Genomic DNA, 26,082 nt, shown 5'->3' with positions numbered 1-26,082 from the left:
GCTAAGCCATTGATATACAAGGCTTTTTGCCGTTCCGTTGCAACGGAAGTGGGGCGCATTATAGGCCCCTCCGCTCACAGGTCAAGCTTTATTTTTGAGCCAAGCCGAATACATTAACGCTTTCATTTCTACTACTGCTTGCTTAAAGCCAACGAACACAGCATGGGCCACAATGGCGTGACCTATATTCAACTCATTAATACCTGGGATTGACGCTATTGGCTCTACGTTATGGTAATGAAGGCCATGACCTGCATTCACTATTAACCCGCTAGACAAACCTGCCTCAACACCGTCTTTAATACGCTCAAGTTCGAGGGTTTGGCTTTTTTCGCTCGCTGCATCCGCGTACTTTCCTGTATGAAGTTCAATGGCAGGAGCGCCAGCTCTCGCGGCGGCCTCTATTTGCTGCTGATCGGGATCGATAAAAAGTGATACCTGACAACCTGCCGACGCAAGCCTAGCGATAGCTTCCCTTATCCGATGTTCTTGCCCTAGAACATCCAAGCCACCCTCTGTCGTCAATTCTTCTCTTTTTTCAGGTACAAGGCAGACATGCTCCGGCCTGACATCGCAGGCTAAATCCAGCATCGCCGGAGTCATTGCGATCTCAAGGTTCATGCGCGTCTGAAGGGCTGCCTTGAAGAGGCGAACGTCTCGCTCCTGAATATGCCTACGGTCTTCACGTAAATGCAGTGTAATTCCATCTGCACCAGCCTCCTCTGCATCAAGCGCTGCCTTAAGAGGATCGGGATAACGTGTACCGCGCGCCTGGCGCAAAGTTGCCACATGATCAATGTTGACGCCTAATAAAAGTCGGCTAGCAAACATCGCATTCAACTCTCACTTAAGAAACAATTCACGGCTAATAAGCGGCTTGCCACTAAGCAGCGGAGCATAAGCCTGGCGCATGAGTCGTTTAGCTGATTTAAGGACACCTGCATCATTCCAGTCAGCGCCAGACAAGGCCAGCAGCTCACTACCTTGGAATGCACCAGGCTGATATACAGGTATACATTCAAGGCCTTCATCTGGAACAAAACGATAGATATTTTTGGGATCTATAGCGTTGCCGCGACTATCCACTTCTAATGAAAAGCCGTAACCCAACTCATCGAGAAACGTCCACTCGAAGTTCCTTAGCGGAGGTTCCACGTCTGCATGATTACTCAATGCACGCAAGGTATTTGCATATTGATGGAAGATCGCCGGGTGCGGCTCTTCTGGCAAAAGAAGACGTACGATGAGCTCATTGAGATAAAGGCCACTAAACAGAGCATCTCCGCTCAGAAGAAAGGGAGGAGCCAAAGGCTCCATACGGTGAACTGTCTTTAATTCAGTACGTCCCCGGAACTGCCCTTCAAATAGCTGAAACAGCCGAACAACACTGCCAGATTTTCCACGAGCGCCTCGATAGACTGCTCGAAACCTCCCACGCAATGAAAAAAAGTCTACGAGCGTGCTACTTTCCCTGAAGGGCCGAGCATGAAGAACGAAGACTTTCTCAGGTTCTTGCATTAAAGATCTGCGTATCCCAAAGAGCGGAGTGCGCGCTCATCGTCTGACCAGCCGCTTTTTACCTTCACCCAAAGGTTCAACATGACCTTCGAATCGAAGAGGGCCTCCATATCTTTCCGAGCATCCTGACCAATCCGCTTGATTCGCTCACCTGCATTTCCGATGAGTATCTTTTTCTGTCCATCACGCTCTACCAGAATCAGCGCATGGATGTGCAACACATTCCCTTGCTGTTTAAACTCCTCAATTTCAACCGTGACCTGATAGGGAAGTTCAGCACCCAGCTGACGCATAATTTTTTCACGTACGAGCTCTGCAGCCAGAAAACGACTACTACGATCAGTAAGCTGATCCTCAGGAAAGAAATGGTCTCCCTCAGGCAGCCGATCCGCTACAAGCTTCTCGAGGGAATCCAGATTCACACCATTTTGCGCAGAGATAGGGATAACCTCTGCTTCAGGCAACTGCTCGGATAGCCACTTCAACTGAGGTAGAAGCTCTGCTTTATCTTCCATGCGGTCCGTTTTGTTAACCGCCACAATCACCGGACATTTGACATGGCGGACTCGTTCTAGAACGAACGCATCCTCTTCAGTCCAGCGCATGCGATCCACCACAAAGATAACTACATCTACATCTTTGAGGGCTGCGGATGCGGTCTTATTCATATAGCGATTGAGAGCTTTTTGATTCTCTTTGTGGATACCAGGCGTATCGACATAAACAGCCTGAACATCCCCTTCTGTCTTAATACCCAACAACGTATGACGTGTCGTTTGGGGCTTTCGAGAGGTGATAGCAAGCTTCTGCCCTAAGATATGATTCAGCAGAGTAGATTTGCCCACGTTAGGACGCCCAACGATAGCTACGTATCCACAACGGGATACCGGGTCAGTCATGGCCATTCTCTACTCCTAAAGCAATCAACGCGGCTGTTGCAGCCATTTGTTCTGCGATGCGGCGACTGGGCCCTTGGCCACTGGTTTTTTCGCTTAGCATCGATATGTCGCACTCGACGAAAAAGACGCGACAATGTGGCTCGCCTTCGATCGCGACCACTTCATACTTTGGCAACTCACATCCCCGCGCCTGCAGATGCTCCTGAAGGCGTGTTTTGGGATCCTTGTTCGTATCGACTGGCGTAAGCTCACGAAGTTGCGGCCCTAGCCAAGCCATGATCCGATCTCTGGCCGCTTCCATCCCAGCATCCAGATAGATAGCGCCAATCAGAGCCTCCATCGCATCTGCCAGAATAGACTCGCGGCGAAAGCCGCCACTTTTCAACTCGCCCGAGCCTAGCCGGAGATAGTCTCCAATCTCAAAACTACGGGCCAGGACAGCTAAGGTCTCTCCCTTTACCAATCTTGCGCGCAGGCGAGAAAGCTGACCTTCACGGGCTTGAGGGAAATGTTGATAGAGCGCTTCGCCAATCACAAAGTTAAGAATAGCGTCTCCTAGAAACTCAAGACGCTCATTATTCTTACTGGCAAAACTGCGATGAGTGAGAGCCAGGACCATTTGGCCCTGGTCTTTGAAGGTGTAACCGAGCCGGCGCTCGAGACGATCTAAGGGTGGGTTCACGGGATACTTATACGGAAGTCGCGTTCAAAATGAACCACTAAATCAATATTACGGATTAGAGGTTCACGCTTTTCATAATCCAGATGGATAAGGAATCTATTGTCCTCAGTCTTCACCTGCATGGCTTTATCAAGGTCAATATCATTAATGCTATTAACCTGCATGCCCTTGCTTACATACGAATACACATCGGGCACGCTATGAATATTCATCGCTTTCTCACTTTCTATAGAGGTGATGACTTTAGTCATCGCCTGATAATCCAGATAATGAGGAATAAGCTTAAAGGCTGTGCTTGCCAAGAAAGCAATAATGCACAGCATTAGCAGCCAGCCTATGAAGGAAAGTCCCTTTTGCCTGTGCGACATAGACATGACGCATTTCCTATTTAATGAATGATCCCTACACGGGAAAAGTTAGGTAAATTTTTGACCTTTGGGTCAGGCCAGCTCATCCAGACAGCGAAGGCTTTGCCAACAATATTTTTATCGGGAACCATGCCAAGCAATTCGTGTGGAATACCAGGGTCGCTCCAGTAACGACTGTCATTGGAGTTATCCCGGTTGTCCCCCATCATGAAATAATGACCAGCCGGTATAACCCATTGACTATCCGCCGGCAGGTTATAACGAGTCATCTCCTCACGAATGACATGCTCTACTTCGCCTAATTTCTCTTTGTATAGCTTTGCACTACCCAAAGAGCCAGGCTCCTCTCCGATCAGTTGCTTTGAGACCAATTGACCGTTCACAAAAAGCTGCTTCTCTGGAGTATAGCGAATGGTGTCGCCAGGCAAGCCTACAACACGCTTGATGTAATTAACGGAGGGGTCGCTGGGATAGCGAAATACCATGACATCACCGCGCTGCGGGTCTCCAACCGGGATGATCTTAGTATCGATAACCGGCAAACGGATTCCATAGGCGAACTTGTTTACCAAGATGAAATCGCCCACTTCCAATGTGGGCTTCATTGAGCCCGAAGGAATCTGGAAAGGCTCCACCAGAAACGACCGCAGAACCAAAACGATGGCGAGTACAGGAAAGAATGACTTCCCATACTCGACCAAGAGTGGCTCCTTCCTCAAATTATCCAAAGCAACTGGATCGGGCTCGGTAACCTGCCCTTCGTATGTCGCAATTCTTGTACGCCGGCGTGGCGCCAGAAAGACCAAATCAAACAGTGCCAAACCGCCACACACTGCGACAGCGATAACCAAAAGCAAAGGAAAATTGAATGACATATTCTCAGCTATCCACTTTGAGTACAGCCAGGAAGGCTTCTTGTGGAATTTCCACACTACCAACCTGCTTCATCCGCTTCTTACCCGCTTTCTGCTTCTCCAGCAGCTTGCGCTTACGGGATACGTCTCCACCGTAACACTTGGCCAATACGTTCTTACGTAATGCCTTTACGGTTGTCCGCGCTACGATCTGCCCACCAATAGCTGCCTGGATCGCCACATCAAACATCTGACGTGGAATCAGCTCCTTCATTTTCTCTGTCAGAGCTCGACCTTTGTGGTGAGCCTTGTCTCGGTGAACGATCAATGCCAGCGCATCGACTTTCTCACCATTGATAAGGACATCAAGCTTGACCAGATTAGAAGCTTCGAAGCGATCAAAACTGTAATCCAGCGAAGCATACCCACGACTAACGGACTTGAGTCGATCGAAAAAGTCCAGAACAACTTCATTCATAGGCAGATCATAACTAACCTGAACCTGGCTGCTGAGGAACTGCATGTCCCGCTGCACACCACGCTTCTCAATACATAGGGTTATGACGTTACCCAAGTGCTCTTGAGGCACAAGAATATTGGCCCGCACGATCGGTTCGCGCATTTCTGCAATCGACGCAAGATCAGGCAGCTTTGAGGGGTTGTCTACGTATACGATTTCGCCATTCTTATGCACGACTTCAAACACTACAGTCGGTGCAGTCGTGATCAGATCCAGATCGTATTCGCGCTCCAAACGCTCCTGGATAATCTCCATATGGAGCATACCGAGGAAACCGCAGCGAAAGCCAAAGCCCAGTGCCTCTGAGCTTTCAGGCTCGTACTGCAAAGACGCATCGTTCAAGGTCAGCTTCTGCAGCGCTTCGCGGAAGTCTTCAAAATCATCCGAGCTGACCGGAAAGAGGCCTGCATAGACCTGAGGTTTGACCTTTTGGAAGCCCGGCAGCATGGCTACGTCTGGCGTGCTGGAAAGCGTCAGCGTATCACCTACTGGCGCCCCCAGGATCTCCTTGATACCAGCGATAATGAAGCCTACCTCACCGGCCTTAAGATCCTGCATTTCGGTATGCTTAGGCGTAAAGACGCCAACACTATCCACCTGATGTACTTTGCCGGTGGACTTCACCAGAATCTTGTCGCCTTTTTTCACACGTCCATGCTTGACGCGTACCAAGGACACAACACCTAGATAATTGTCGAACCAGGAATCAATGATCAATGCTTGTAGAGGCGCCTCGATATTGCCTTCAGGAGCAGGGATTACCTTGACCAGTCGCTCCAGGACATCGACAACACCCATGCCACTCTTGGCTGAGCAGGGAACCGCGTCAGTGGCATCGATACCAATGATGTGCTCAATCTCTGCCTTAACGCGCTCTGGCTCGGACTGAGGCAGGTCCATCTTGTTGAGCACAGGCATGACTTCAAGACCTTGCTCAATCGCTGTATAGCAGTTGGCTACGGACTGAGCCTCAACGCCCTGAGCAGCATCAACAACGAGCAAAGCGCCCTCACAGGCAGCCAGAGAGCGGCTTACTTCATAGGTGAAGTCAACATGCCCAGGGGTATCGATAAAGTTGAGCTGGTACGTTTTACCATCCTGCGCCTTGTAGTGCAGCGTCACGCTGTGGGCTTTAATGGTAATTCCGCGCTCGCGCTCGAGGTCCATGGAGTCCAGCACCTGGGCTTCCATTTCGCGGTCGGACAGGCCGCCACACATTTGAATAAAGCGGTCGGCTAGCGTCGACTTGCCATGGTCAATGTGGGCAATGATGGAAAAGTTACGGATATGACTTAGGTCACTCACGGATCAACACTCGAAAGGCCAGCAGCGGAATGCCCGCTGGAAAAAATAGCCTGGGAGTTTACCCGATACTATGGAAACCCGTCACGCACGGACTTACATAAGGTAAAAAGGCGAGGTGTTTCCACCTCGCCTCATTGACCTTACTTGGGCAGCCTGAAAGTAATAAAGCTGGCTCGTCCATCACGCATGACGCGCATGGAAATGGACTTGTCGGCAGGAAGCTTCTTCATTGTGTCCTGGAATTGGCGCGCCGAGGAAACCGGCTGATTATTCAAATGAGTAATTACATCGCCCGGACGCAAGCCAATCATGGCAGCCGGTCCGTCCGTTACCTGCTTGATTACCACGCCACTTTGCAACTGAAGGCTTTTCTTCTGCTCATCAGTCAGATCCGCAACAGCAATCCCCATTCGATTACTGCTACGCTCAGCGCCGGGCTGACCTGAGGCAGCAATGGAATCATCATCGGGCATATCACCGACCTTAACGGATACGGTCTTGCGTGCGCCTTCACGCACAATATTCATTTCCGCGGTGGCATCAGGCTTCAGGTTACCGATCAGATGAGGCAGATCTGCTGACTCAACAATCTGTTGCCCGTTAACCGACAGGATGACATCTCCCACCTTCAAGCCACTCTTGGCTGCAGGTCCGCTTTCCAAAACCTGAGCGATCAAAGCGCCGGCTGGCTTCTCCAAGCCAAAAGACTCTGCCAGGTCTTTGTCTACTTCTTGAATGACAACTCCCAACCAACCGCGTGTCACCTTACCCTCGGTACGCAACTGATTGGCCACATTCATAGCCACATCGATCGGGATAGCAAAGGAAAGCCCCATAAAGCCGCCCGAACGCGTAAATATCTGAGAGTTGATACCTACCACTTCCCCGCTCAGATTGAACAGCGGGCCACCAGAATTGCCAGGATTGATCGCAACATCCGTCTGGATGAATGGAACATAGTTCTCGTTTGGCAAGCTACGCCCCTTGGCGCTTACGATACCGGCTGTCACGGAGTGGTCGAACCCGAAGGGCGAACCAATAGCCAGCACCCACTCACCGACCTTGAGCTTGTCAGAATTACCTAACTTAACGGTCGGAAGATTCTTGGCGTCAATCTTGAGGAGCGCCACGTCTGTACGCGGATCAGCACCAATTAATTTGGCAGTATGATCGCTTCTGTCAGAAAGGCGCACGATGATTTCGTCCGCATCGGCTACCACATGGTTGTTGGTCAGGACATAACCATCAGCCGAGATAATAAAACCGGACCCCAACGACTGGGCTTCTCGCCGACGACTGTCCGGCCCTTGCGGCATTTGAGGAATGCTTCGCTCGAAGAATTCACGAATACCTGGCGGCAGCCCTTCGAGATCAGGCATGGACATGGCACCGCCACGGCTAGCCGGCAGGTTTTGGCGAGTACTGATATTAACAACGGCAGGGCTTGCCGACTCTACCAGCGGAGTAAAGTCTGGAAGATCCGCATGGGCCAATAGCGATACGCCTAGCGCCCATGTTGCCATCAAGGCTGCCAGGTAATGTTTAAACATTCGCATGAAATACAGCTCCCGTTCTTGCAGGGGACAGACAGTGCTAACAGTTAGCTTTTACCAAGCGATGGTGCAGTACCCACCGCATCACTACTTCAGGCAGCAGACGAACCGCCTTAAAAGAGTCACCTGACGAAATACCATAGAAAAGCTGAATGTTTCCTGATACTCCCTATGAGTATCAAGAAACATGTACTTATTAGCGGCACAGACTTAGTCGGGCCGTACGGATAACGCTATGCGCTCGGCCGTACCGGCAGGAACTTCGCCTACGACAGTAATCAACACATCCTTGTCAGATGGATTGATGCGCTTGGATACGACACTGGTAGGACCAAACTGGTTTCGACTATCGGTCATCGCTGTATGACTATCAGAGTCAACAAATACAGAAAAACTACTCAGACCATCGCTGTATAGAAGGTACTGTACAGGTCGTCCGTCCCCACCTGCCTGCCAGCTCTTCAATGATCGTACCTGCTCGAAGCCGGAGGGAAGCCAGGAAGCCGCCCATGTAGCTTGGTCTGCATGGCTCGCCTCTTCCGCTTCTGCGCCAGGAGCACAGTCACCTTTAGGATCAAGCTCAGCTGTACTTGGCGCAAGCGACGAGTAAGTAATGAACTGAAGTCTTTCCAGTGCATTACCCTTTTGATCGAATGTGGTGGATTTGAGGACCTGTCCAGTCGACTTGCTTAGTTGCATTTCATAAGCGTATCGATAGGAATCTTTGGGAATAAACGCTATGACATCCGTGGGATTGTCTGCAACGCGCGACTCTCCGAGATGTTTGAGGGTGTAGCCTCTATCGATTTGATCAGGCCTCAATTTGGGAGCAAGGCTTTTTGCCACATCAACCTGATCATCTGCTGAAGTACTGCAGACAATGCGATTATTATCACGCACTACTTCATAAGGAGTGCCATCAAGCCGGTAGAGACGCTCTTTAACATCCCCATTGGAATCGACTTTTCTGGCGATATGATGTGAAGTTAGATTCCCATTGCTCTCGTAGATAAAAGAACCTTGGAAATTAACCTTGTCACTGGTTGATAGCTTGTTCAACCAATCCATTGACTCGGCGGCTTGTACTGATTGAGTTATCAGTAACAAACCGCCTATTCCATATATAACTGGAGCAAACCGCATGCTCTTCCTTATCAGGGATTAACGAGTTTCTGCGTTAGCACCACGTGCATAAGGAAGCGCGGAACCTTCAACACTGTTGAAAGTAGCCTGCTGTGCATGCTGACGAATGTAGCCAGGCAGCTGTGGGTTGGCCACTGCAGACGGATTAGCCGTCTTGGACTCAGCGCTCTGAGCACTTTCTTCGCTGTAATTAGCCAATACAGCAGGACTCTGTACCTGCGGTACGCTGATAGGTGCTGGAGCCTGTTGGGCCATCTGTTCAGAGACGCCTTCCTGGTTATACAGCCGCACACCTGCCAACACAGCCACTGTTACAGAAGCCGCGACTGCCACTCGACTGATCGCACTCCACCGGCTTACCTTGGGCTTAGCCACTGCAGCAGGTGTAATCACCACAGGCGCCTCTTCGTTAGCCAGCGCAGCCGATACTGCAGATGCGATATCAAGCTTTGGCATGATAGGTTCGTTGCGAATGACTGCACGAGCCATTGCATAACGGGACCAAGTAGCACGGAGTTCAGCGTCCTCGCTTGTCGCCGCGAGTACACGTCTGACTTCCAGTTCGTCCGCTTCGTTATCCATAACAGCGGACAGTGATTCCAGCAGAGCTTCACGATTCATATCAACCTCTCTCATAGCTGTCGCCGCTGTCTCATGCTTCCCGCAACAAAGGTTGCAGGGCTTTATCGATGGCTTCCCGCGCACGGAATATGCGCGAGCGTACTGTACCTACTGGACACTGCATCACATTTGCAATGTCCTCGTAACTAAGACCTTCAAATTCACGCAAAGTTAGCGCGGTTCTTAAATCTTCTGGCAATTGCTGAATGGTGCGATGAACGGTACTTTCAATTTCGTCCCGCAACAACGAACGCTCAGGCGACTCAATATCCTTTAAGGCATGATCGCCTTCATAGAACTCAGCATCTTCTGCGCTTACGTCACTGTCCGGTGGACGACGACCACGAGCAACCAGATGATTTTTTGCTGTGTTTATCGCAATGCGATATAGCCAGGTATAGAACGCACTATCACCACGAAAATTCCCTAGCGCGCGATAGGCTTTGATGAAAGCTTCTTGCGCTACGTCTTGCGCTTCCTGGGTGTCGTGCACGAAGCGCACGATCAACCCTAAAATCTTGTGCTGGTATTTCAGCACCAGGAGATCAAATGCACGCTTATCGCCTCGCTGCACGCGCTCGACAAGCTGCTGATCCTGTTCCTGGGTTTGCATGGGAGCTCCTTGTTGATTCCGAAGGAGACCCGCTTCACCCTTCTCATCCTGTTGTTTGGATAGACCAGGGTGCTGCGTAAAAGTTCTCCCCACGGCAGATATCGGGCGAACCTTGTCTTCGATTCGCTGATCGGTAAGCCGGTTTTCCGCCGACATCCGCTGATAGCTATTAGCAGTCATTCCACTATTCATTCTCTCGGCCACTTTTTACTGTCCGTGTGGAAAATTATCCTCACATGGACGGCTCCGGGCCCTATAAAGTTCCTTCCTCCATAGAATGACATCGCCATTACGCTAGTTAATCGTATAGCTAAACCAACAAAAAGAGACGATATATGGGCCAACACATCGATCATGATGTTCTGATCATCGGCAGCGGCGCTGCTGGCCTCACCCTGGCACTAACCTTACCCCCGCACCTTCGGATCGCAGTTCTCAGCAAAGGCAACCTTTCCAATGGTTCAACCTACTGGGCACAGGGTGGTGTAGCCGCTGTGCTGGATGAGGACGACACCATAGACTCCCACGTCAAGGATACATTGATAGCGGGTGCTGGATTATGCAACGAACAGGCTGTTCGTTTCACGGTGGAAAGAAGCCGTGAGGCCATGGAATGGCTAATCAACTTAGGCGTTCCTTTTACTCGAAGCGAAGGAGACGCACAGAAAAGGTTTCCTCTTCATCTGACCCGTGAAGGTGGCCACAGCCATAGGCGGATCATCCACGCTGCCGACGCAACTGGCGCTGCAATATTCGATACGCTACTGGCTGCTGCCAAGGAACGGCCTAATATTCATCTGCTTTCACAACAGGTTGCGGTCGATCTGATTACAGGCATCAAGATCGGACTAAAAAACAACCGCTGCCTAGGTGCATACGTACTTGACCGAAACACCGGTGAAGTTGATACATACGGTGCACGCTTCACAGTCTTAGCGACCGGTGGAGCAAGCAAGGTGTACCTCTACAGCAGCAACCAAGAAAGCGCCTGCGGTGACGGCATTGCCATGGCATGGCGAGCCGGCTGCCGTATAGGCAATATGGAATTCAATCAATTCCACCCTACCTGCCTTTATCATCCGCAGGCCCGCAACTTTTTGATTACGGAAGCATTGCGAGGCGAAGGGGCTCTTCTGAAGCTGCCAAACGGTGAGCGGTTCATGCCGCGCTTTGACGAGAGAGCCGAACTGGCGCCACGCGATATCGTAGCCCGGGCGATCGACCATGAGATGAAGCGACTTGGCATTCCTTATGTCCATCTCGATATTAGCCATAAGCCGGCCGACTTCATTACTGCACACTTTCCTACGGTCTATGAGCGATGCCTGAGCCTAGGCTTCGATATTCGCCACGAGCCAATCCCTGTCGTACCGGCTGCTCACTATACCTGCGGCGGGGTATGCGTAGATGAAAACGGAAGTACTGACCTGCCGGGGCTCTATGCCGTCGGAGAAACCAGTTTTACGGGATTGCATGGTGCCAATCGAATGGCCAGCAACTCACTACTCGAATGCTTCGTTTATGCGCGCTCGGCGGCCAGGCATATCGAGAGTCAGCTCGACAAGACACAGCACCCTCCCCACCTTCCCAACTGGGATGCCAGCCAGGTAACCGATTCGGATGAGGATGTCATTATTACGCACAACTGGGAGGAGCTGCGCCGCTTCATGTGGAACTATGTAGGTATCGTCCGAACCGACAAGCGATTGCAACGCGCCTACAACCGCATACAGCTTTTAATGAAAGAAATAGATGACTTCTACAGCAATTACAAAGTAAGCCGTGATCTGATTGAGCTTAGAAATCTTGCCCAAGTAGCAGAGTTGATTGTCCGCTCCGCCATGGCGCGCAAGGAAAGCCGTGGCCTGCACTACACACTGGATTATCCCAGGCCGTGCAGTCAGGTACAGGATACTATTCTGGTGCCGCCCAACGTCGCTGCGCAAACCTGAGCCTGACCCGCAAACGCCGGTGAGCATCCGGCGTCATGGCATCAGACGGGATACAAACTGCCCGGGTCCACTTTTCATCTACACGTCGATATCGCAACACGATAATAAGCGGCAGCGCCATGCTATCCCGGCATAGCTGAACAGGGTGCCACCCCTGCCCTGGAGACCAGAGTTGCCATCCGCTCTCATCATGTTTCAGGCGGCGCGGCTCATTTGGCCGATGCAACAATATGGCGCCCGGAATTACCCAGGCAGCATGGGCGACACACATGAGAGCGCCCATGATGGCCGCCCATGTCGGAATGTTGGCCATAAATAACGAGACGAAGGCCAACAGCAAGGTCGCACAATAGACACAAAATAATTGTCGAGAGTGCTGCCAGTGGCATTCAAACGGCTCAATCCGGTTGGACACGATCCAGAATCATCCGAACGATATACTTTAGGTCTGGATCTTCAGGCTCGCCCCGCTGCATAAACCAGACGAACATGTCCTGATCTTCACAGTCGAGGAGTTTTTTGTAGCGGTCTTGATCCTGCTGGCTCAGTGAAGGGTAAACTTCCTGAACGAAAGGTACCAGCAACACGTCCAGTTCAAGCATGCCGCGACGGCTGTGCCAGAAAAGTCGCTTGAGTTCGGTTTCGTCTGTCATGGTGGCTCCTCAAAGTTGGGCGCATTATAGGCGAGTTCATCAGATTGCTCAGCTCTACCTGCAGGAAAGCATCTTGTTGTTATCGCAACTGACAAGAACACGCCTGCGTTCTATGATGAGCGTTCATTCTCTTGCCGTTGATGCTCTATGGCTGACTCCTTATATTTTTGCGCACTGTCTCATGAAGGCATCCTGGCGATTCGCGGAGCGGACGCGGGAAAATTCCTGCAAGGCCAAGTGACTTGCAACATCAATTATCTCAATGCAGAAACATCCAGCCTGGGTGCTCGCTGTACGCCTAAGGGAAGAATGGTTTCGAGCTTTCGCATCGTGCAAATCCAGGAAGGATACCTGCTGGCGATGGCGAAGGAATTAGTAGAGCCGCAGTTGACGGACCTAAAGAAATACGCAGTGTTTTCCAAGTCGACGTTGGCAGACGAAAGTGCTGAATGGGTGCGATTCGGCGCCAGCGTTGAGACAGCGCAGAAAGCACTGCCGTCATTAACTCTTCCCGAACAGGTTAATGGTGTTGCTCATTTTAACGGCATGCTGGCGATACGTCTGAGTAGACAGCGTGTCGAAATCTGGACTCCTAGCGCGCTTGCAGAGTCCTTCCATCAGCAATTAAGCAGCATAGCGCCTGAGGTCGCCCTAGAGCACTGGCTGCTGGGCCAGATACGCGAGGGAATCGGACAGGTGTTCGGCCCCACCCGCGAGCTGTTCATTCCTCAAATGATCAACCTGCAGGCCGTGGATGGCGTCAGCTTCAAGAAAGGCTGCTATACCGGTCAGGAAATCGTCGCACGCATGCAATACCTTGGGCGACTGAAGCGCCGACTCTATCGCCTAAAGGTAGACGCTGATACACCAGCGCCTGGCACCGAGCTGTTTTCTCCGGTGCATAATAGCAGCGTGGGAGAAGTGGTATTGGCTGCGCGGGATGACGGTAGAACAGAGTTTCTGGCTGTTTTACAAATCGATGCGAAAGAGGATGGCCGCATTCATCTCGCATCTAACGAGGGCCCCGTGTGCGAGCTCTTGGATCTGCCTTATGTAATCGATACGGATCGCGAAATTCAACGCTGACGTATCAGACGAATGCTTTTCGAGGGATAAAGAATGATCATGCTTGCCGAACAGGTAGCTCAAGAGCTCAACGAGGCCATTGAAAACGATCAGCTGGTTCTGCCAACGTTACCTGAAGTGGCCCTGCGTGTTCGCGAGGCCGCCGAGGACCCGGATGTCACAAGCGCTGACATGGGCAAGCTCATCGGCAACGATACGGCATTGACGGCGCGAATCATTAAGGTAGTAAACAGTCCGCTGCTCAGAATTAGCAACGAGATCACGGATCTTCACACCGCTATCAATCGGCTAGGTATCAACTACACCTGCAATCTTGCAATCGGACTTGCAATGGAGCAGATGTTCCAAGCTACTACCGACGCGGTTGATCATAAGATGCGTGAGGTATGGGCTAAAAGTACGGAAATCGCGGGCATCAGCTATGTTCTGTGCAAGCACTTCACTCGCCTTTCTCCCGATCAGGCTGCACTGGCGGGCCTGGTGCATCAGATCGGTGTGCTACCCATCCTGACGTATGCCGAAGAACACAGTTCACTGCTGGCCAACTCGCTGACACTGGATCGTGTAATCGAGGAAATCCATCCCAAGATAGGAAAGCGGATTCTGAAAGCCTGGGATTTCCAGGAGTCCATTGTCAACGTGCCTCAGGATTATCTGGACTTCGAGCGCAATACGCCTAAGGTGGATTACGCCGACATTGTTCAGGTTGCTTACCTGCAGAGCCTTAGCGGCACGGAGCACCCCTTGACTAAAATGGACTGGACGCCTATTGCTTCCTTCAGAAAGCTGGGGCTGGATCCTTCTACTGACATCAAGGCCGATGAGGATCTAGGGGAAGCACTGGAACAGTCCAAGCACTTCCTTCAATAGGCCGTCCAATCGATATTGGGGATCACGCGCTCGTCAGGGAATACAACCCTTACACGCAGCCCTCCCGCCGCGCCATCATGCAAGGTTATAGCAGCCTGATGAGCGCGGCAGATCTCTCCCACGATAGCCAATCCCAACCCGGCACCGCCCCGCTGAGGATCCAGCCGGTGGAATCGCTCGAAAACGTGCGCGCGCGCATCGGCAGGAATACCCGGGCCATCATCCTCGACCTCAAGAATACAGGGTGTGAGCACCCGGATTATGACCGTACCATTTTCAGGCGTGTGAGCCAGTGCGTTATCAATAAGGTTGGATAACAACTCATTGAGTAAGGTCGGCTCGCCCTTTACCCATACCTCAGCTTCCGCTTCCAGCTCCAGCGAGACACCTCGCTTATAGGCCAAGGGCGCAAGCGCAAGACCAAGATCTCTGGCCAAGGCCCCCAATTCGATGCGCTCTGCTCCACCTTCGGCAATGGCCTGTGCCCCGCTTTCGATCCTTGCCAGGGACAGGAGCTGATTGGCGAGATGAGCCAAACGGTCTGTATTGCGCTGGGCATCAAGCAGGGTTGCATGCCATTGCTGCGGGCTCTGCTCACGAACACCCAGCTCAAGACGAGCCTTTAGCGCGGCCAGTGGTGTACGTAATTCATGGGCGGCGTCGGCAATGAACTGAGCCTGACGCTCGAAGAGCCCTCTCAGCCTGACCGTAAACTGGTTCAATGCGCTTACCAAGGGAAACAGCTCCCGCTGAATCACCACCCTAGGCAGTGGACGCAAATCGTCCGCCTGACGCTCCTCAACCGCAGCCCTTAATCGCTCAAGCGGCTGAAGCGCTACGCTTACAACCCACCAAACCAGCAGCAAAGCTCCCACGGAAAGAAGGCAGAGCCGCAACAAGGTATCAACCAGCAGGCTACGCGCCATGTTTTCACGAGCCTGCTCTGTCTCCGCTACCCGTATTTCAGCCATGCCGTTCATGTTGGTTTCACTGACCGGCTGCATCAAACTGACAACTCGTACACCTTGCCCCCGGTACTGTCCGTCATAGAAACGCGCCAAGGCAGGATAGTCCTGAGTCAGCGGCGTATCCGGAGGCGGTGGCGGAAGATTTTCGTACCCGGAGGTCAGATGCCCTTCAATGTCGAGCACCTGATAATAGATTCGGCCGGCACTGTCATAAGCAAAGGTATCCAGCGCGACATAGGGCACATCGGCCCTCAGGGTACCGTCCTCTGCGGACAGCCCGGCTGCGATGGTTCGGGCTGATGCCAAAAGCGTCCTGTCATAGGCGGTGTCGGCAACCTGCCGACCATTGATATAGGCACTAAGGCTGCTCACGATCAATAACAAGGCCAGCAAGACAGCCAGACGGCCAAGCAATCGACCTCGCAGACTGCCCTCGATGACAACACTGCTATTGGCTTCAGAACTTTCCGGGCTTACCCGCACGCCTTCCCTGCGCTCAAGCACCTGAAAACTCCAGCAAGTAGCCCAGCCCTCTAAAGGTCACGATACGAACAGCACTGGCCTCAAGCTTCTTGCGCAAACGATGTATGTAGATTTCGATGGCTTCAGGGCTGGCTTCTTCATCTAGACCAAAGACCTGGGAAGCCAGTTGTTCCTTACTCATCACCCGACCGGGGCGGGCAATCAGAATGCCAAGCACTGCCTGCTCACGCGAGGTCAGGGTCAAGGGTTCATTATCAAGCGTGAAGCGTCGGGTGTTGAGGTCATAGACGAGCGGGCCGCAGCGCTGTTGGCGCTCGCCGCCCAACACACTGCGTCGAAGCAGCGCCTTGACTCGAGCTTCGAGCTCGGTAAGTTCGAAGGGTTTAGCCAGGTAATCGTCAGCCCCTAGGTTAAGCCCCTGAACCCGATCCTTCACTTCCCCGCGCGCCGTCAGCATCAATACCGGCAAACGGTTACCCCGCTCACGAAGACGGGCCAGGATTTCGAAGCCATCCATTCGCGGCAACCCAACATCCAGAATGGCCAATGCGTATTCCTCACTTGCCAGTGCCAGGTCAGCAGCGACACCGTCATTGATGACGTCGACAGTCCAACCTTCTCCCTTCAGCGCCTGTGCCACACTTTCAGCCAGTGACAGATGATCCTCGACGAGCAAGATACGCACTCGATTCTCCGAAATCGTGTTAGATCGTCTCAGTGTACCCAGAGCGACTGATAAATGGTCTAGATCCTTTCAGATTGAAAGCTTCGTGAAAGCTTGTGCCACTACGATCAGGTTAATAAGCCTTATACGCACCAAAGGCCTTACAAAAACAACAATACGGAATCCCATCATGCAGACCCGTCGCGTACTCGCCTCGTCGGAAACTCTTCCGCCCTACCCTACTTACGCACTTCGCCAGCCGCCAGGCTCGCTACCTGTTTACGTATCAGTTTTCAACTGACGCAAGATTGCTTCAGCAATGGAAGCACGCTGCTCCGTTGCCGTTCCGCACTATAAAAACAAAAGGAGATAACCATGGCCCTATCCCTACGCCCCCTGGCAATCGCTGCTGTTGCAGCAATGCTCTCCACACAGCTGCAAGCTGAACCCAAACGCCCTGAATGTATTGCACCAGCCTCTCCAGGCGGTGGCTTCGACCTGACCTGCAAACTTGCGCAGAGCGCGCTGGTAAATGCCAAGCTGCTAGAAAAACCTATGCGGGTTACTTATATGCCAGGAGGTGTAGGCGCAGTGGCTTACAATACCGTCGTGGCACAACGACCCAAGGAAGGCGGAACAATCGTTGCGTTTTCAAGCGGCTCCCTGCTTAACCTGGCACAGGGCAAGTTTGGCCGCTTCGATGAAAAGGCCGTTAAATGGCTGGCAGCGGTAGGAACCAGTTACGGTGCCATCGCCGTAAAGAATGATTCCCCCTACAAGACCCTTGGCGATCTGGTCGAAGCGCTTAAAAAGGATCCAGGCAAAGTGGTCATTGGCTCTGGCGGAACCGTCGGTAGCCAGGACTGGATGCAGACCGCCCTCGTTGCCAAGGCCGCGGGTATCAATCCGCGTGACCTCCGCTATGTCTCACTGGAAGGCGGAGGCGAGATCGCAACGGCTCTGCTGGGTGGGCATATTCAAGTGGGCAGTACGGATATTTCCGACTCCATGCCTCACATCGAGAGCGGTGATATGAGAATCCTGGCGGTTTTTTCCGAAAACCGTTTGGATGAGCCTGCCATGGCCAACATCCCCACCGCTCGCGAGCAGGGGTACGATATCGTATGGCCTGTAGTGCGCGGCTATTACCTCGGCCCGAAAGTCAGTGATGAAGACTACAACTGGTGGAAAGCCTCTTTCGACAAACTGCTGGCTTCGGATGACTTTGCCAAACTACGCGACCAGCGTGAGCTTTTTCCATTTGCCATGACTGGCAGTGAGCTGGATGCCTACGTACAGAAGGAAGTTGCCAAGTACCGGGGCATGGCCAAAGAGTTTGGCCTGATCCAATAACGCTACCTGACGCTCCGCGCAGGCGGAGCGTCCGAGGGAAATGCCATGCTTTTTCAACGTCTCTTTCTGGGCGTCTGGCTAATTGCCGGCCTGGTCATGATGTACCTTGCCCTGGACTATCAGGCACCGTTCTCTTACGAGCCGGTCGGCCCCCGCGCCTACCCCATGTTGATGCTGGGACTGATGTCAGCAGGGCTGGCTTACCTTCTGGTCAAGCCTACGCCAATTGATCACGCCCATGACGAACAACCCATGGATGCACCGACTGCGCGCAAGGTAGTCAGCTGCGTTCTGCTGCTACTGGCTTACGCCCTGCTGTTCGAGCCATTCGGCTTTGTTCCCAGCAGCATCGTTGCAGGCTTTCTGTTTGCTCGACTCTATGGCGGGCGCTGGTTGCCCAGCCTCGTGACCAGCATTGTCATGTCCATCTGCCTATACATACTATTCGATCACATTCTGGACGTTCCACTGCCCTTGGGCATCCTAGACGGCCTGGAGATCTAAGATGGAAACCCTGAATTTTCTTGCCCAAGGCTTTGGTGTTGCCTTAACGCCTACCAACCTTATTATCGCCCTGATCGGTACGCTGATCGGAACCGTAGTTGGTCTGCTCCCAGGCTTAGGCCCTATCAATGGGGTGGCCCTGTTGATCCCGGTAGCGTTTGCGCTAGGTCTGCCGCCTGAATCCGCTTTGATTCTTTTAGCAGCGGTTTACCTTGGCTGTGAATACGGCGGACGTATTTCGTCGATTCTACTGAACATCCCGGGCGAAGCATCAACGCTCATGACCACCCTGGACGGCTATCCACTGGCTCGTAAAGGATTGGCCGGCGTAGCCCTGTCTTTGTCGGCCTGGAGCTCCTTTATTGGCGCCTTCGTGGCGACATGCGGCATGGTACTGTTTGCCCCGCTGCTGGCTAAATGGGCAATTGCCTTTGGCCCAGCTGAATACTTCGTGCTGATGGTCTTTGCCATTGTCTGTCTGGCAGGCATGGCGGGTGACAAACCCGTCAAAACGCTGGTCGCCTCGTTGTTAGGGCTTTTCCTTGCAGCCATCGGCATTGATGCCAACAGCGGTGTTTATCGCTTCACCTTTGACAGCATCCATCTGGCAGACGGCATCCAGTTTGTTGTGCTGGTCCTGGGCTTGTTTTCAGTAAGCGAGGTGTTATTGCTGCTTGAGAAAACCCACCATGGCCAGGAAGCTGTCAAGGCAACAGGTCGCATGCTGTTCAACTTCAAGGAAGCCAAGTCGGTATTCCTGACCAACCTTCGCTGTGCTGTTGGCGGTTTTGTCATGGGTGTATTGCCCGGTGCGGGTGCGACACTGGCCAGTGCCTTGGCCTACATGACTGAAAAGCGCATGGCTGGTGAAAAGGGTGAGTTTGGCAAAGGAGACCTTCGCGGCCTTGCTGCGCCCGAAACCGCGATCGGTGCGTCCTGCTGTGGCGCCATGATCCCTATGCTGACGCTGGGTGTTCCAGGGTCGGGAACGACAGCAGTCATGATTGGTGCCCTTACGCTGTACAACATCACTCCTGGCCCGCTTCTGTTTCAGAACGAACCTACGCTGGTCTGGGGTCTGATCGCTTCGCTGTTCATTGCCAACGTGATGCTGCTCATCCTGAACGTACCCATGATCAAGGTCTTCACCAAGATCCTGGCAGTACCGAACTGGGCATTGGTCCCTATCATTGCCATCATCACGTCAATTGGCGTTTATGCCGTGCACGCGACAACGTTTGACCTGATCCTCATGGTGATTATTGGAATCATTGGATACATCCTGCGCAAGCTGGACTTCCCACTGTCGCCGCTGCTGCTGGGCTTCATTCTGGGCGGCCTCATGGAGCAGAACCTGCGCCGGGCGCTTTCGATCTCCAATGGCAGCATGGACATTCTATGGTCCAGTGGCATCAGCCAAATCGTATGGCTGCTGGTCATCGTCATGTTGATCCTGCCGATAGTTCGCATCTGGCGTCGTCGCTCTCTTCGCCGTAAAGCCAACTTGGCCAACGCGTGATAAAGGCAAAAACCAAACAGTGAAGCGTTTCTATCACACGTTGATCGTCTCGCTCCGGCCCTGGTGGATGACTCCCCTGGCCGGAGCAGCCGGAGGATACTTGGCCAGTCTCGCGCACTGGCCCCTTCCCTGGATGATCGGCTCACTGCTTGGAGTTATCGCTATCCGTTGCTGTGGCTGGCGGACTCAGGAAATGCCTCACGCGCGCAAAGGAGGCCAATGGGTGATCGCCACAGGCATTGGCCTGCATTTCAACCAAACCATTGTTGAGCAGATTGCAGCGCACGCGCTGATCATTGTGCTTGGCACGGTGCTGACCGTCACCGCCAGTGTGATAGGCATCGTCTTATTACGACGCAGCGGCGAGGACCGTGCAACTGCTTTTTTTGCCAGCATGCCTGGGGGCGCCAATGAAATGGTCAATCTGGCCAAACGCAACGACGCCGTACTGGCTCGAGTGGCCGCTGCTCAGAGCCTGAGAATGGTGTTTGTGCTGTTAAGCGTTCCGGCAGCTTACAAGTATTTATTTGCCGGCGAGCATGCTCTTGTTGCGCACACTATTGAAGTCAGTTTTTCTTGGTTATTGCCCATCATGGTGACCGGTGCCGGTCTGGCATTCATCTTTCAAAAGCTGCGACTGCCAAACGCCTGGCAATTGGGCGCCCTCCTGACCAGCATTACAGCCAGCGTGACATTCAATTTGAATATCGGCTTACCTGCAGGAGCGGGGGACATCGGCCAGTGGCTCATTGGCAGCTCACTAGGATGCTATTTCGATCGCCCCTTCTTTCGCCAGGCGCCCGCCTTCATGGCACGCACGGTGTTGGCTACCTGCTTGGCCATCCTCATTGCCACCCCTATTGCAATGGGACTGGGCTGGTTGACCGGACTCGATGCCCGCTCGCTTTTGCTGGGGATGGTACCTGGAGGTATCGCCGAGATGAGCCTGACCGCCGAAGCATTGCATTTGCTGGTACCGCTGGTCACCGCCATGCAGGTGCTTCGGCTGCTGCTGGTTCTTTTCCTGGCACAACCGGTCTACCGGCTCTGGATGCGCCGAGCGACTGACTAGCGATTAGCCCTTGCCCAACGCCTTTTTGGGATAAATATCGTAGCGACTGGATTTGCCATCCAGACTATAACTGGGCTTCGCCCCCTCGATAGGAGGCGCCTTGCGTGGACGCTTCACCACCACGCGATGACTGGCCAACCCGAGGGCAGCCTCAAGCAAGGCTGGTGCGTCAGGATCATCACCTACCAAGGGACGAAAAATGCGCATTTCCTTTTTTACCAGCGCCGACTTATCACGATGGGGAAACATGGGATCGAGGTAGATCACCTGAGGAGCCTCATCCATCTTCCGCATCAGCTCAATGGCATTTCCCTTGAGAAGGGTCATGCGCGCCACGATAGCGCCGACTTCCTCGTCGCCTGTTGCACGCCTTAGACCGTCCTCAAGCAGAGCAGCAATCAAGGGCTGGCGCTCGATTAATGTGACCGCGCAGCCCAGCGTTGCCAGAACGAAGGCATCACGGCCAAGGCCGGCCGTGGCGTCGAGTACACTCGGACGTATGCCTGTGCCAACACCGACAGCCTTGGCAATCATCTGCCCACTGCCGCCTCCAAACCGTCGCCGATGCGCTGCTGCACCTTCCAAAAGATCAACCCGCACCGGTCCTGGCGCATCTGGGCCACGCTGAACCAGTTGAAGACCCGACTCCCCCAACTGAAGCACAAAATCCGTCTCAGGCGCTTGAGTGACAGGCAGGCCTAGCTGCAAGCCCAAGGCATCTGCCTGTCCCTGCCATGCGGCATCAAGCGGTTGGATGGAAACGGCGACAGCACTTGGATCAGTAATCATGACAAGGTCAATCAAGAAACAAAGCCCGCATTTTGCCAGAGCGCTGCCGGATAGGCACGCTTAACGGCACACATGGAAGCCCCCCATGTCGAGATGAAAGTGGTCATGGTGCGCCGCGTTGTAATTTGGAGACAGCGTCGTGTTAAAGGATTTACAGGCTCCTTCTCGAAGCAAATGTAAGAACCGTGCCTTGCTATCGTCCCCTTTCCAATCACGCGCTACGGTAATGCGCTGTCCGTTCTCCAGGCGAAAGCCAGCCAAGTCCAACGCATTGGCGGTAGCATGCTCACTACGACGGGCATTGGCACGATGATAGATATTGCGGCAGGCGAAACTTCCAAAATGCTCGACACTGACGACACGCTGCCCGAAAACGGCCTCTGCTGCTGGTTGTAACGTGTGCAGTTCAAACAAGGCGTAGGCTGTTGCTAAAGGACATGTCGCAAGGAAACTGCCGCTGAAGGCTACATTGGAGCGTTGCACCCTAACGACATTCTCCAGCGGGCACTGCTTGGTCCCGGCATTAGCAGGCATCTGGGCGTAGCGCAGCGGTGACGTCTGCAACGCCTGTGCGCATAGCTCAGGATCGTGTTGCAGCCTCATCAGCTTGTATCGGGTCAGAAAATTGGGTGGCTGTCGCACATCAAGCGGCTTAAATGGATTCCATTGAGGCGGAACACGGATCCAGTCATAGGCCAGACCGATCCCGGCCACCAGAATGATCAAGCACATTAGAGCAAAGACGTAACGCATACCTGTCCTGACAGTGAGCGGTCATGACTGGCGTATATGATCTGGCTTACAGCAAGCCTAGCTGCTCGACAGGCTCAGCCATGACTGGCAATGGCGGTAGTTCCGGCAAGCGCTCCTGCAGTTGCGCATGAAAACGCATGGCAAGTTCAGGAGCATGACGGTTGTCAGGTGTATGCAGAAATATGTAAGGGGTACGCCCTTCCTTGATCCACTCTGCAAATTTAATCACCCAAGGTTCTAGATAGATATCATTGGCCTCAAGTTCCAACCGACCAATGAAGCGGATCTGTGGTGATTGGGTAAAAGCAGGAACACGGACAGGCACGCGAGGCTTTTTGGCTTGCGCGTCACGAATGACATCGGAGACCGGTTCGCTACTGAACAAGGCACGGGAATCCAGTCCGATACGCTCGACATTTCTGGCCATCAGCAAATTGTTGAGCTCACGCTCAGCCATACCCTTGCTGAAAAAATCGTCATGTCGCACCTCTACTGCTATTCGCCCTGAGGAAGGCAGTGCATCCAGAAAATCAGCCAGCTCGGCCAGTCGATTCGGACCAAAGTTTGAAGAAAACTGAAGCCAGTATGGGCTGACACGCCTCCCTAACGGGACCAGCAGCTGCATGAAGGAATGCGCATGGGATAAGCAGGCTCTTAGATCACCGTCATGGCTGATCTCGCGAGGAAACTTGGCGCAGAAGCGAAAGTGATCCGGCATCAACTCAGCCCATCTCGATACCGTCTCGCCAGAGGGCTCGGCATAGAACGTGGTGTTTCCCTCTACCGCATTAAACACCTGAGCATAGCGCGGAAGAAATTCCGAGGATCGTGTAGATGCTGGATAGAGTGAACCTCGCCAGTGAGGATCACTCCATGATGGGCAACCAATATAATAAGGCAGCATCAAGCTTCAGACATAAAAGTCCAGGCCTACTACCTGAGCGGCCCCGGTATCTCGTGGCAGCATGGCAATGCTATCGTAACTGGCAATGGCCCGTGCGCTACGGGCGCTGATCGGCTGTTCATAGAGAACATATTCCCGCGCTGTCAGCAGCTGAGCATCACTGGTCACTTCATCATCTGGCTGGGTTGACTCGACTCTGCGAATCAGTGGCGCAGTACCCAACCCCTGCGAGGAAACATTACCCGTAGCGGGCTGCTCACGACGGACTTCTTCCTCATTCTGTATCTCATGATACGAGCTGTCCGCCCGATTACGACCAGGACGATCTAATGAGTAAGAGGAAGTGTAGCTATCGATACGCATGATTAATGCCCTTTTGCCAGTATCGCCACTGTATGAGATCGCCTGCGCTTAGCAAACTATCTCAAATACCATACGGTCGATGAAATCAGCAGTTCATCTGTTGACCTCAGTAATACACACAGGGTTTTACCGCCTGTCGCCTGTTGCTGTCGAGGCCGGATCAGCGTGGCTGCTTAGGCGTGGCAACTTGATCACGCAAATAGACAGGCTGCGCTTCTTCTGCTGGTACGCCGCCTCCCTGACTCCATGCATACGTCGCCAGGGTCAGGATATCCTTGGCATGGGGCAGAAGATTACCATCCGTTTCGGCAACAGAAGCGGCTATGCGGCCAACATACCCCCATCCTGTACCAGCCCCAAACCATTCTCCTGCACTGCCTGCTGGAAGCTGCACCTGCTCGGGAGGAAGCACCGCTTCAACTCCAACCAGTTGCATCACCTCCTGCTCCAAGCGATAACAACCCCAGTAGACTTCATCCATACGTGCATCGATAGCGGCGGCTACCTGATTAACGCCTCGCTCACGATAAGCCCGCTGCGCCAGTGCAGCCAGATTGGATACCGGCAGCACTGGCCGGTCCAGACCGAAAGCCAGGCCTTGAACAACACCAATCGCAATACGCACGCCGGTAAATGCGCCAGGACCGCGACCGAATGCGATGGCGTCTATGGCCGTTAGCGCAAGTTCTGATTCAGCCATGAGTTCTTGAACCATGGGCAGCACTTTCTGTGCATGCATACGGGGAATCACTTCATAGCGGCACATGACGCTTCCTTCATGGAGGAGCGCAACAGAACAAGCTTCGGTAGCAGTATCAATGGCCAACAGCGTAGGCATCGGTGGTATCCAGACAAAACAGCAAAGTCTGCCAGTATAAGTTCCAGAAACGACAACGGCCATCCGAAGATGGCCGTTGATCGAATCTCTAATACTTACAGGTTGCCGGCTTTCTTGACGCCATCTTTGACATCGCCAACCACTTTCTGGCCTTTACCCTTGATCTCTTGGGTATCGCCTTCATTCTTGAGGCTCTGATTATCGGTGGCCTCACCTACACCTTGCTTGGCTTTACCCGCTACTTCGTTCGCAGTGCCTTTGATCTTATCTGTTGTGCTGCTCATAGCGTTCTCCTAATTTCGTTGTGTGCCTTATTAGGACTAAGCGCAAGGCAGAGGAGTTCAACTATTCCTGTTTGAGAGGCTGCTTTTTGGCTTTTTGCATTTTCCCTTCAGATACTAAAAACGGCCCTGAAAGGACCGTTTGGCAACAGATGGAAACGCCTTTACTTGAGCGCTTCGAGTACCTTGGCCGTAATCGATTCGACGGACCCGACACCTTCAACCCGGCTGCACTTCGGCGTGCCTTCAGCGTCTGCTAGCTTCTGGTAGAAGTCTACCAGCGGCTTGGTCTGGGAATGGTACAGATCGAGACGCTTACGTACGGTTTCTTCTTTGTCATCTTCACGCTGAACCAGATCTTCTCCGGTTTCGTCATCTTTACCTTCGACTTTCGGCGGATTGTAGAGCGTGTGGTACACACGACCTGAAGCCGGATGTACGCGACGACCCGACATACGCTTGACGATCTCTTCATCATCCACGGCAATTTCAAGCACGTGATCGATGGTGACGCCAGCATTCTTCAGCGCCTCGGCCTGTGGAATGGTGCGAGGGAAACCATCAAAGAGGAAGCCGTTGGAGCAATCGGCTTCCAGAATACGCTCGGAAATCAGGGCAATAATGATTTCGTCGGAAACCAGGCCACCACTGTCCATGACGCCTTTGACCTGCTGACCTAGCGGAGTCCCGGCTTTGACGGCAGCACGCAGCATGTCCCCAGTGGAAATTTGCGGAATGCCAAACTTCTCGGTAATGAACCGAGCCTGAGTACCTTTACCGGCACCGGGCGCCCCTAGCAGTATCACGCGCATGCACGTCGCTCCTTAAATGATGGTATCCAGGACTTGCCTTGAAGTGGCCCGCTCAACAGAGCCATTGCGATCCTCAGGCTGTCTCGATGTTTTATTTGGCCGTTTGACGGTCAAGGGGATTCAAAATACACAGCATCACGAG

At 53.0% G+C, this 26,082-nt stretch carries 29 protein-coding genes; 7 read left to right on the top strand and 22 right to left on the bottom strand.

The window, feature by feature from the left end:
* Positions 1-81: 81 nt before the first annotated feature.
* From pdxJ to rpoE, 11 genes are all read right to left on the bottom strand, one after another.
* Positions 82-831 (bottom strand): pyridoxine 5'-phosphate synthase, encoded by a 750-nt coding sequence (gene pdxJ, locus HMPREF1487_RS15620; protein ID WP_010797643.1) that lies wholly within the window; start codon positions 829-831, stop codon positions 82-84.
* A gap of 12 nt (positions 832-843) precedes the next feature.
* Positions 844-1,518, bottom strand: coding sequence for a DNA repair protein RecO (gene recO, locus HMPREF1487_RS15615; protein ID WP_010797642.1), 675 nt, complete (start codon positions 1,516-1,518; stop codon positions 844-846).
* On the bottom strand, positions 1,518-2,417 hold the full coding sequence (gene era, locus HMPREF1487_RS15610) for a GTPase Era (RefSeq protein ID WP_037030114.1): 900 nt from the start codon (positions 2,415-2,417) through the stop codon (positions 1,518-1,520). Before era ends, recO begins: the two co-directional genes overlap by 1 nt.
* The gene (gene rnc / locus HMPREF1487_RS15605; RefSeq protein WP_010797640.1) at positions 2,410-3,099 is read right to left on the bottom strand and encodes a ribonuclease III; all 690 of its coding nucleotides are present in this window, start codon (positions 3,097-3,099) and stop codon (positions 2,410-2,412) included. Before rnc ends, era begins: the two co-directional genes overlap by 8 nt.
* A complete protein-coding gene (locus HMPREF1487_RS15600; protein WP_010797639.1) occupies positions 3,096-3,473 on the bottom strand; it encodes a DUF4845 domain-containing protein in 378 nt (125 codons plus the stop codon). Before HMPREF1487_RS15600 ends, rnc begins: the two co-directional genes overlap by 4 nt.
* 14 nt (positions 3,474-3,487) lie before the next feature.
* On the bottom strand, positions 3,488-4,342 hold the full coding sequence (gene lepB / locus HMPREF1487_RS15595; RefSeq protein WP_010797638.1) for a signal peptidase I: 855 nt from the start codon (positions 4,340-4,342) through the stop codon (positions 3,488-3,490).
* Between the two features lie 4 nt (positions 4,343-4,346).
* On the bottom strand, positions 4,347-6,146 hold the full coding sequence (gene lepA / locus HMPREF1487_RS15590; RefSeq protein ID WP_010797637.1) for a translation elongation factor 4: 1,800 nt from the start codon (positions 6,144-6,146) through the stop codon (positions 4,347-4,349).
* 140 nt (positions 6,147-6,286) lie between these two features.
* A complete protein-coding gene (locus HMPREF1487_RS15585; protein WP_010797636.1) occupies positions 6,287-7,702 on the bottom strand; it encodes a DegQ family serine endoprotease in 1,416 nt (471 codons plus the stop codon).
* A gap of 207 nt (positions 7,703-7,909) precedes the next feature.
* The gene (locus HMPREF1487_RS15580) at positions 7,910-8,842 is read right to left on the bottom strand and encodes a MucB/RseB C-terminal domain-containing protein (protein ID WP_010797635.1); all 933 of its coding nucleotides are present in this window, start codon (positions 8,840-8,842) and stop codon (positions 7,910-7,912) included.
* An 18-nt stretch (positions 8,843-8,860) separates the two neighbouring features.
* Positions 8,861-9,463: a sigma-E factor negative regulatory protein gene (locus HMPREF1487_RS15575; RefSeq protein ID WP_010797634.1), complete on the bottom strand. Its 603-nt coding sequence runs from the start codon at positions 9,461-9,463 to the stop codon at positions 8,861-8,863.
* Positions 9,464-9,494: 31 nt separating this feature from the next.
* Positions 9,495-10,076 (bottom strand): RNA polymerase sigma factor RpoE/AlgU, encoded by a 582-nt coding sequence (gene rpoE, locus HMPREF1487_RS15570; protein WP_010797633.1) that lies wholly within the window; start codon positions 10,074-10,076, stop codon positions 9,495-9,497.
* A gap of 335 nt (positions 10,077-10,411) precedes the next feature.
* Between rpoE and nadB the strand changes: the two genes are divergently transcribed.
* Positions 10,412-12,028, top strand: a complete 1,617-nt coding sequence (nadB, locus tag HMPREF1487_RS15565; RefSeq protein ID WP_010797632.1) for an L-aspartate oxidase — start codon at positions 10,412-10,414, stop codon at positions 12,026-12,028.
* Here the strand turns inward: nadB and HMPREF1487_RS27965 are convergent.
* Together HMPREF1487_RS27965 and HMPREF1487_RS15560 are read right to left on the bottom strand one after the other, a co-directional pair.
* A complete protein-coding gene (locus tag HMPREF1487_RS27965) occupies positions 11,991-12,443 on the bottom strand; it encodes a protein YgfX (protein WP_073450332.1) in 453 nt (150 codons plus the stop codon). The two genes, nadB and HMPREF1487_RS27965, sit on opposite strands and share 38 nt — an antisense overlap.
* Complete coding sequence (locus tag HMPREF1487_RS15560) at positions 12,427-12,681, bottom strand: FAD assembly factor SdhE (protein ID WP_010797631.1); 255 nt, start codon at positions 12,679-12,681, stop codon at positions 12,427-12,429. The genes HMPREF1487_RS27965 and HMPREF1487_RS15560 overlap by 17 nt, the downstream gene beginning before the upstream one ends.
* A 147-nt stretch (positions 12,682-12,828) precedes the next feature.
* Here HMPREF1487_RS15560 and HMPREF1487_RS15555 point away from each other — a divergent pair, with 147 nt between their 5' ends.
* Together HMPREF1487_RS15555 and HMPREF1487_RS15550 are read left to right on the top strand one after the other, a co-directional pair.
* On the top strand, positions 12,829-13,767 hold the full coding sequence (locus HMPREF1487_RS15555; protein WP_010797630.1) for a CAF17-like 4Fe-4S cluster assembly/insertion protein YgfZ: 939 nt from the start codon (positions 12,829-12,831) through the stop codon (positions 13,765-13,767).
* A gap of 33 nt (positions 13,768-13,800) precedes the next feature.
* Positions 13,801-14,637, top strand: a complete 837-nt coding sequence (locus HMPREF1487_RS15550) for an HDOD domain-containing protein (RefSeq protein ID WP_010797629.1) — start codon at positions 13,801-13,803, stop codon at positions 14,635-14,637.
* Here HMPREF1487_RS15550 and HMPREF1487_RS15545 read toward each other — a convergent pair.
* Complete coding sequence (locus HMPREF1487_RS15545) at positions 14,631-16,043, bottom strand: sensor histidine kinase (RefSeq protein WP_051370242.1); 1,413 nt, start codon at positions 16,041-16,043, stop codon at positions 14,631-14,633. The two genes, HMPREF1487_RS15550 and HMPREF1487_RS15545, sit on opposite strands and share 7 nt — an antisense overlap.
* A gap of 58 nt (positions 16,044-16,101) precedes the next feature.
* Positions 16,102-16,773, bottom strand: coding sequence for a response regulator (locus HMPREF1487_RS15540; RefSeq protein ID WP_010797627.1), 672 nt, complete (start codon positions 16,771-16,773; stop codon positions 16,102-16,104).
* A gap of 348 nt (positions 16,774-17,121) precedes the next feature.
* On the opposite strand from HMPREF1487_RS15540, the gene HMPREF1487_RS15535 reads away from it, so the two are divergent.
* The 4 genes from HMPREF1487_RS15535 (at position 17,122) to HMPREF1487_RS15520 (ending at position 21,200) form a co-directional block, all read left to right on the top strand.
* On the top strand, positions 17,122-18,105 hold the full coding sequence (locus HMPREF1487_RS15535) for a Bug family tripartite tricarboxylate transporter substrate binding protein (RefSeq protein WP_173869112.1): 984 nt from the start codon (positions 17,122-17,124) through the stop codon (positions 18,103-18,105).
* A gap of 45 nt (positions 18,106-18,150) precedes the next feature.
* Positions 18,151-18,609, top strand: coding sequence for a tripartite tricarboxylate transporter TctB family protein (locus HMPREF1487_RS15530; protein ID WP_010797625.1), 459 nt, complete (start codon positions 18,151-18,153; stop codon positions 18,607-18,609).
* Between the two features lies 1 nt (position 18,610).
* The gene (locus HMPREF1487_RS15525) at positions 18,611-20,128 is read left to right on the top strand and encodes a tripartite tricarboxylate transporter permease (RefSeq protein WP_010797624.1); all 1,518 of its coding nucleotides are present in this window, start codon (positions 18,611-18,613) and stop codon (positions 20,126-20,128) included.
* Positions 20,129-20,195: 67 nt separating this feature from the next.
* On the top strand, positions 20,196-21,200 hold the full coding sequence (locus HMPREF1487_RS15520) for an AbrB family transcriptional regulator (RefSeq protein WP_051370189.1): 1,005 nt from the start codon (positions 20,196-20,198) through the stop codon (positions 21,198-21,200).
* A gap of 3 nt (positions 21,201-21,203) precedes the next feature.
* On the opposite strand, the gene HMPREF1487_RS15515 is transcribed toward HMPREF1487_RS15520, so the two are convergent.
* The 7 genes from HMPREF1487_RS15515 to adk all read right to left on the bottom strand — a co-directional run bounded on the left by HMPREF1487_RS15515 (position 21,204) and on the right by adk (position 25,940).
* Positions 21,204-21,989, bottom strand: coding sequence for a class I SAM-dependent methyltransferase (locus tag HMPREF1487_RS15515; protein ID WP_010797622.1), 786 nt, complete (start codon positions 21,987-21,989; stop codon positions 21,204-21,206).
* Between the two features lie 60 nt (positions 21,990-22,049).
* Entirely contained in the window at positions 22,050-22,742 is a 693-nt protein-coding gene (locus tag HMPREF1487_RS15510) for an extensin-like domain-containing protein (protein ID WP_010797621.1), read from the bottom strand.
* 46 nt (positions 22,743-22,788) lie between these two features.
* The gene (locus HMPREF1487_RS15505; RefSeq protein WP_010797620.1) at positions 22,789-23,646 is read right to left on the bottom strand and encodes a DUF72 domain-containing protein; all 858 of its coding nucleotides are present in this window, start codon (positions 23,644-23,646) and stop codon (positions 22,789-22,791) included.
* Positions 23,647-23,652: 6 nt separating this feature from the next.
* Entirely contained in the window at positions 23,653-24,009 is a 357-nt protein-coding gene (locus HMPREF1487_RS15500) for a hypothetical protein (RefSeq protein ID WP_010797619.1), read from the bottom strand.
* 160 nt (positions 24,010-24,169) lie between these two features.
* A complete protein-coding gene (gene tsaB / locus HMPREF1487_RS15495) occupies positions 24,170-24,847 on the bottom strand; it encodes a tRNA (adenosine(37)-N6)-threonylcarbamoyltransferase complex dimerization subunit type 1 TsaB (RefSeq protein WP_037030106.1) in 678 nt (225 codons plus the stop codon).
* A 95-nt stretch (positions 24,848-24,942) separates the two neighbouring features.
* Positions 24,943-25,131 (bottom strand): CsbD family protein, encoded by a 189-nt coding sequence (locus HMPREF1487_RS15490; protein WP_010797617.1) that lies wholly within the window; start codon positions 25,129-25,131, stop codon positions 24,943-24,945.
* A 161-nt stretch (positions 25,132-25,292) separates the two neighbouring features.
* Entirely contained in the window at positions 25,293-25,940 is a 648-nt protein-coding gene (gene adk, locus HMPREF1487_RS15485) for an adenylate kinase (RefSeq protein ID WP_010797616.1), read from the bottom strand.
* Positions 25,941-26,082 lie beyond the last annotated feature (142 nt).

It is taken from the genome of Pseudomonas sp. HPB0071, assembly GCF_000478505.2.
Taxonomy (GTDB): Bacteria; Pseudomonadota; Gammaproteobacteria; order Pseudomonadales; family Pseudomonadaceae; genus Chryseomonas; species Chryseomonas luteola.
This window is presented reverse-complemented; position numbering and strand designations above follow the sequence as displayed.

Excerpts from the sequence above, each read along its gene's own strand:
- pdxJ (WP_010797643.1), bottom strand. The coding sequence starts at position 831 with ATGTTTGCTAGCCGACTTTTATTAGGCGTCAACATTGATCATGTGGCA.
- recO (WP_010797642.1), bottom strand. The coding sequence starts at position 1,518 with ATGCAAGAACCTGAGAAAGTCTTCGTTCTTCATGCTCGGCCCTTCAGG.
- era (WP_037030114.1), bottom strand. The coding sequence starts at position 2,417 with ATGACTGACCCGGTATCCCGTTGTGGATACGTAGCTATCGTTGGGCGT.
- HMPREF1487_RS15600 (WP_010797639.1), bottom strand. The coding sequence starts at position 3,473 with ATGTCTATGTCGCACAGGCAAAAGGGACTTTCCTTCATAGGCTGGCTG.
- lepB (WP_010797638.1), bottom strand. The coding sequence starts at position 4,342 with ATGTCATTCAATTTTCCTTTGCTTTTGGTTATCGCTGTCGCAGTGTGT.
- HMPREF1487_RS15585 (WP_010797636.1), bottom strand. The coding sequence starts at position 7,702 with ATGCGAATGTTTAAACATTACCTGGCAGCCTTGATGGCAACATGGGCG.
- HMPREF1487_RS15580 (WP_010797635.1), bottom strand. The coding sequence starts at position 8,842 with ATGCGGTTTGCTCCAGTTATATATGGAATAGGCGGTTTGTTACTGATA.
- HMPREF1487_RS15575 (WP_010797634.1), bottom strand. The coding sequence starts at position 9,463 with ATGAATCGTGAAGCTCTGCTGGAATCACTGTCCGCTGTTATGGATAAC.
- rpoE (WP_010797633.1), bottom strand. The coding sequence starts at position 10,076 with ATGCAAACCCAGGAACAGGATCAGCAGCTTGTCGAGCGCGTGCAGCGA.
- nadB (WP_010797632.1), top strand. The coding sequence starts at position 10,412 with ATGGGCCAACACATCGATCATGATGTTCTGATCATCGGCAGCGGCGCT.
- HMPREF1487_RS15560 (WP_010797631.1), bottom strand. The coding sequence starts at position 12,681 with ATGACAGACGAAACCGAACTCAAGCGACTTTTCTGGCACAGCCGTCGC.
- HMPREF1487_RS15555 (WP_010797630.1), top strand. The coding sequence starts at position 12,829 with ATGGCTGACTCCTTATATTTTTGCGCACTGTCTCATGAAGGCATCCTG.
- HMPREF1487_RS15550 (WP_010797629.1), top strand. The coding sequence starts at position 13,801 with ATGATCATGCTTGCCGAACAGGTAGCTCAAGAGCTCAACGAGGCCATT.
- HMPREF1487_RS15530 (WP_010797625.1), top strand. The coding sequence starts at position 18,151 with ATGCTTTTTCAACGTCTCTTTCTGGGCGTCTGGCTAATTGCCGGCCTG.
- HMPREF1487_RS15525 (WP_010797624.1), top strand. The coding sequence starts at position 18,611 with ATGGAAACCCTGAATTTTCTTGCCCAAGGCTTTGGTGTTGCCTTAACG.
- HMPREF1487_RS15520 (WP_051370189.1), top strand. The coding sequence starts at position 20,196 with ATGACTCCCCTGGCCGGAGCAGCCGGAGGATACTTGGCCAGTCTCGCG.
- HMPREF1487_RS15515 (WP_010797622.1), bottom strand. The coding sequence starts at position 21,989 with ATGATTACTGATCCAAGTGCTGTCGCCGTTTCCATCCAACCGCTTGAT.
- HMPREF1487_RS15510 (WP_010797621.1), bottom strand. The coding sequence starts at position 22,742 with ATGCGTTACGTCTTTGCTCTAATGTGCTTGATCATTCTGGTGGCCGGG.
- HMPREF1487_RS15505 (WP_010797620.1), bottom strand. The coding sequence starts at position 23,646 with ATGCTGCCTTATTATATTGGTTGCCCATCATGGAGTGATCCTCACTGG.
- HMPREF1487_RS15500 (WP_010797619.1), bottom strand. The coding sequence starts at position 24,009 with ATGCGTATCGATAGCTACACTTCCTCTTACTCATTAGATCGTCCTGGT.
- tsaB (WP_037030106.1), bottom strand. The coding sequence starts at position 24,847 with ATGCCTACGCTGTTGGCCATTGATACTGCTACCGAAGCTTGTTCTGTT.
- HMPREF1487_RS15490 (WP_010797617.1), bottom strand. The coding sequence starts at position 25,131 with ATGAGCAGCACAACAGATAAGATCAAAGGCACTGCGAACGAAGTAGCG.
- adk (WP_010797616.1), bottom strand. The coding sequence starts at position 25,940 with ATGCGCGTGATACTGCTAGGGGCGCCCGGTGCCGGTAAAGGTACTCAG.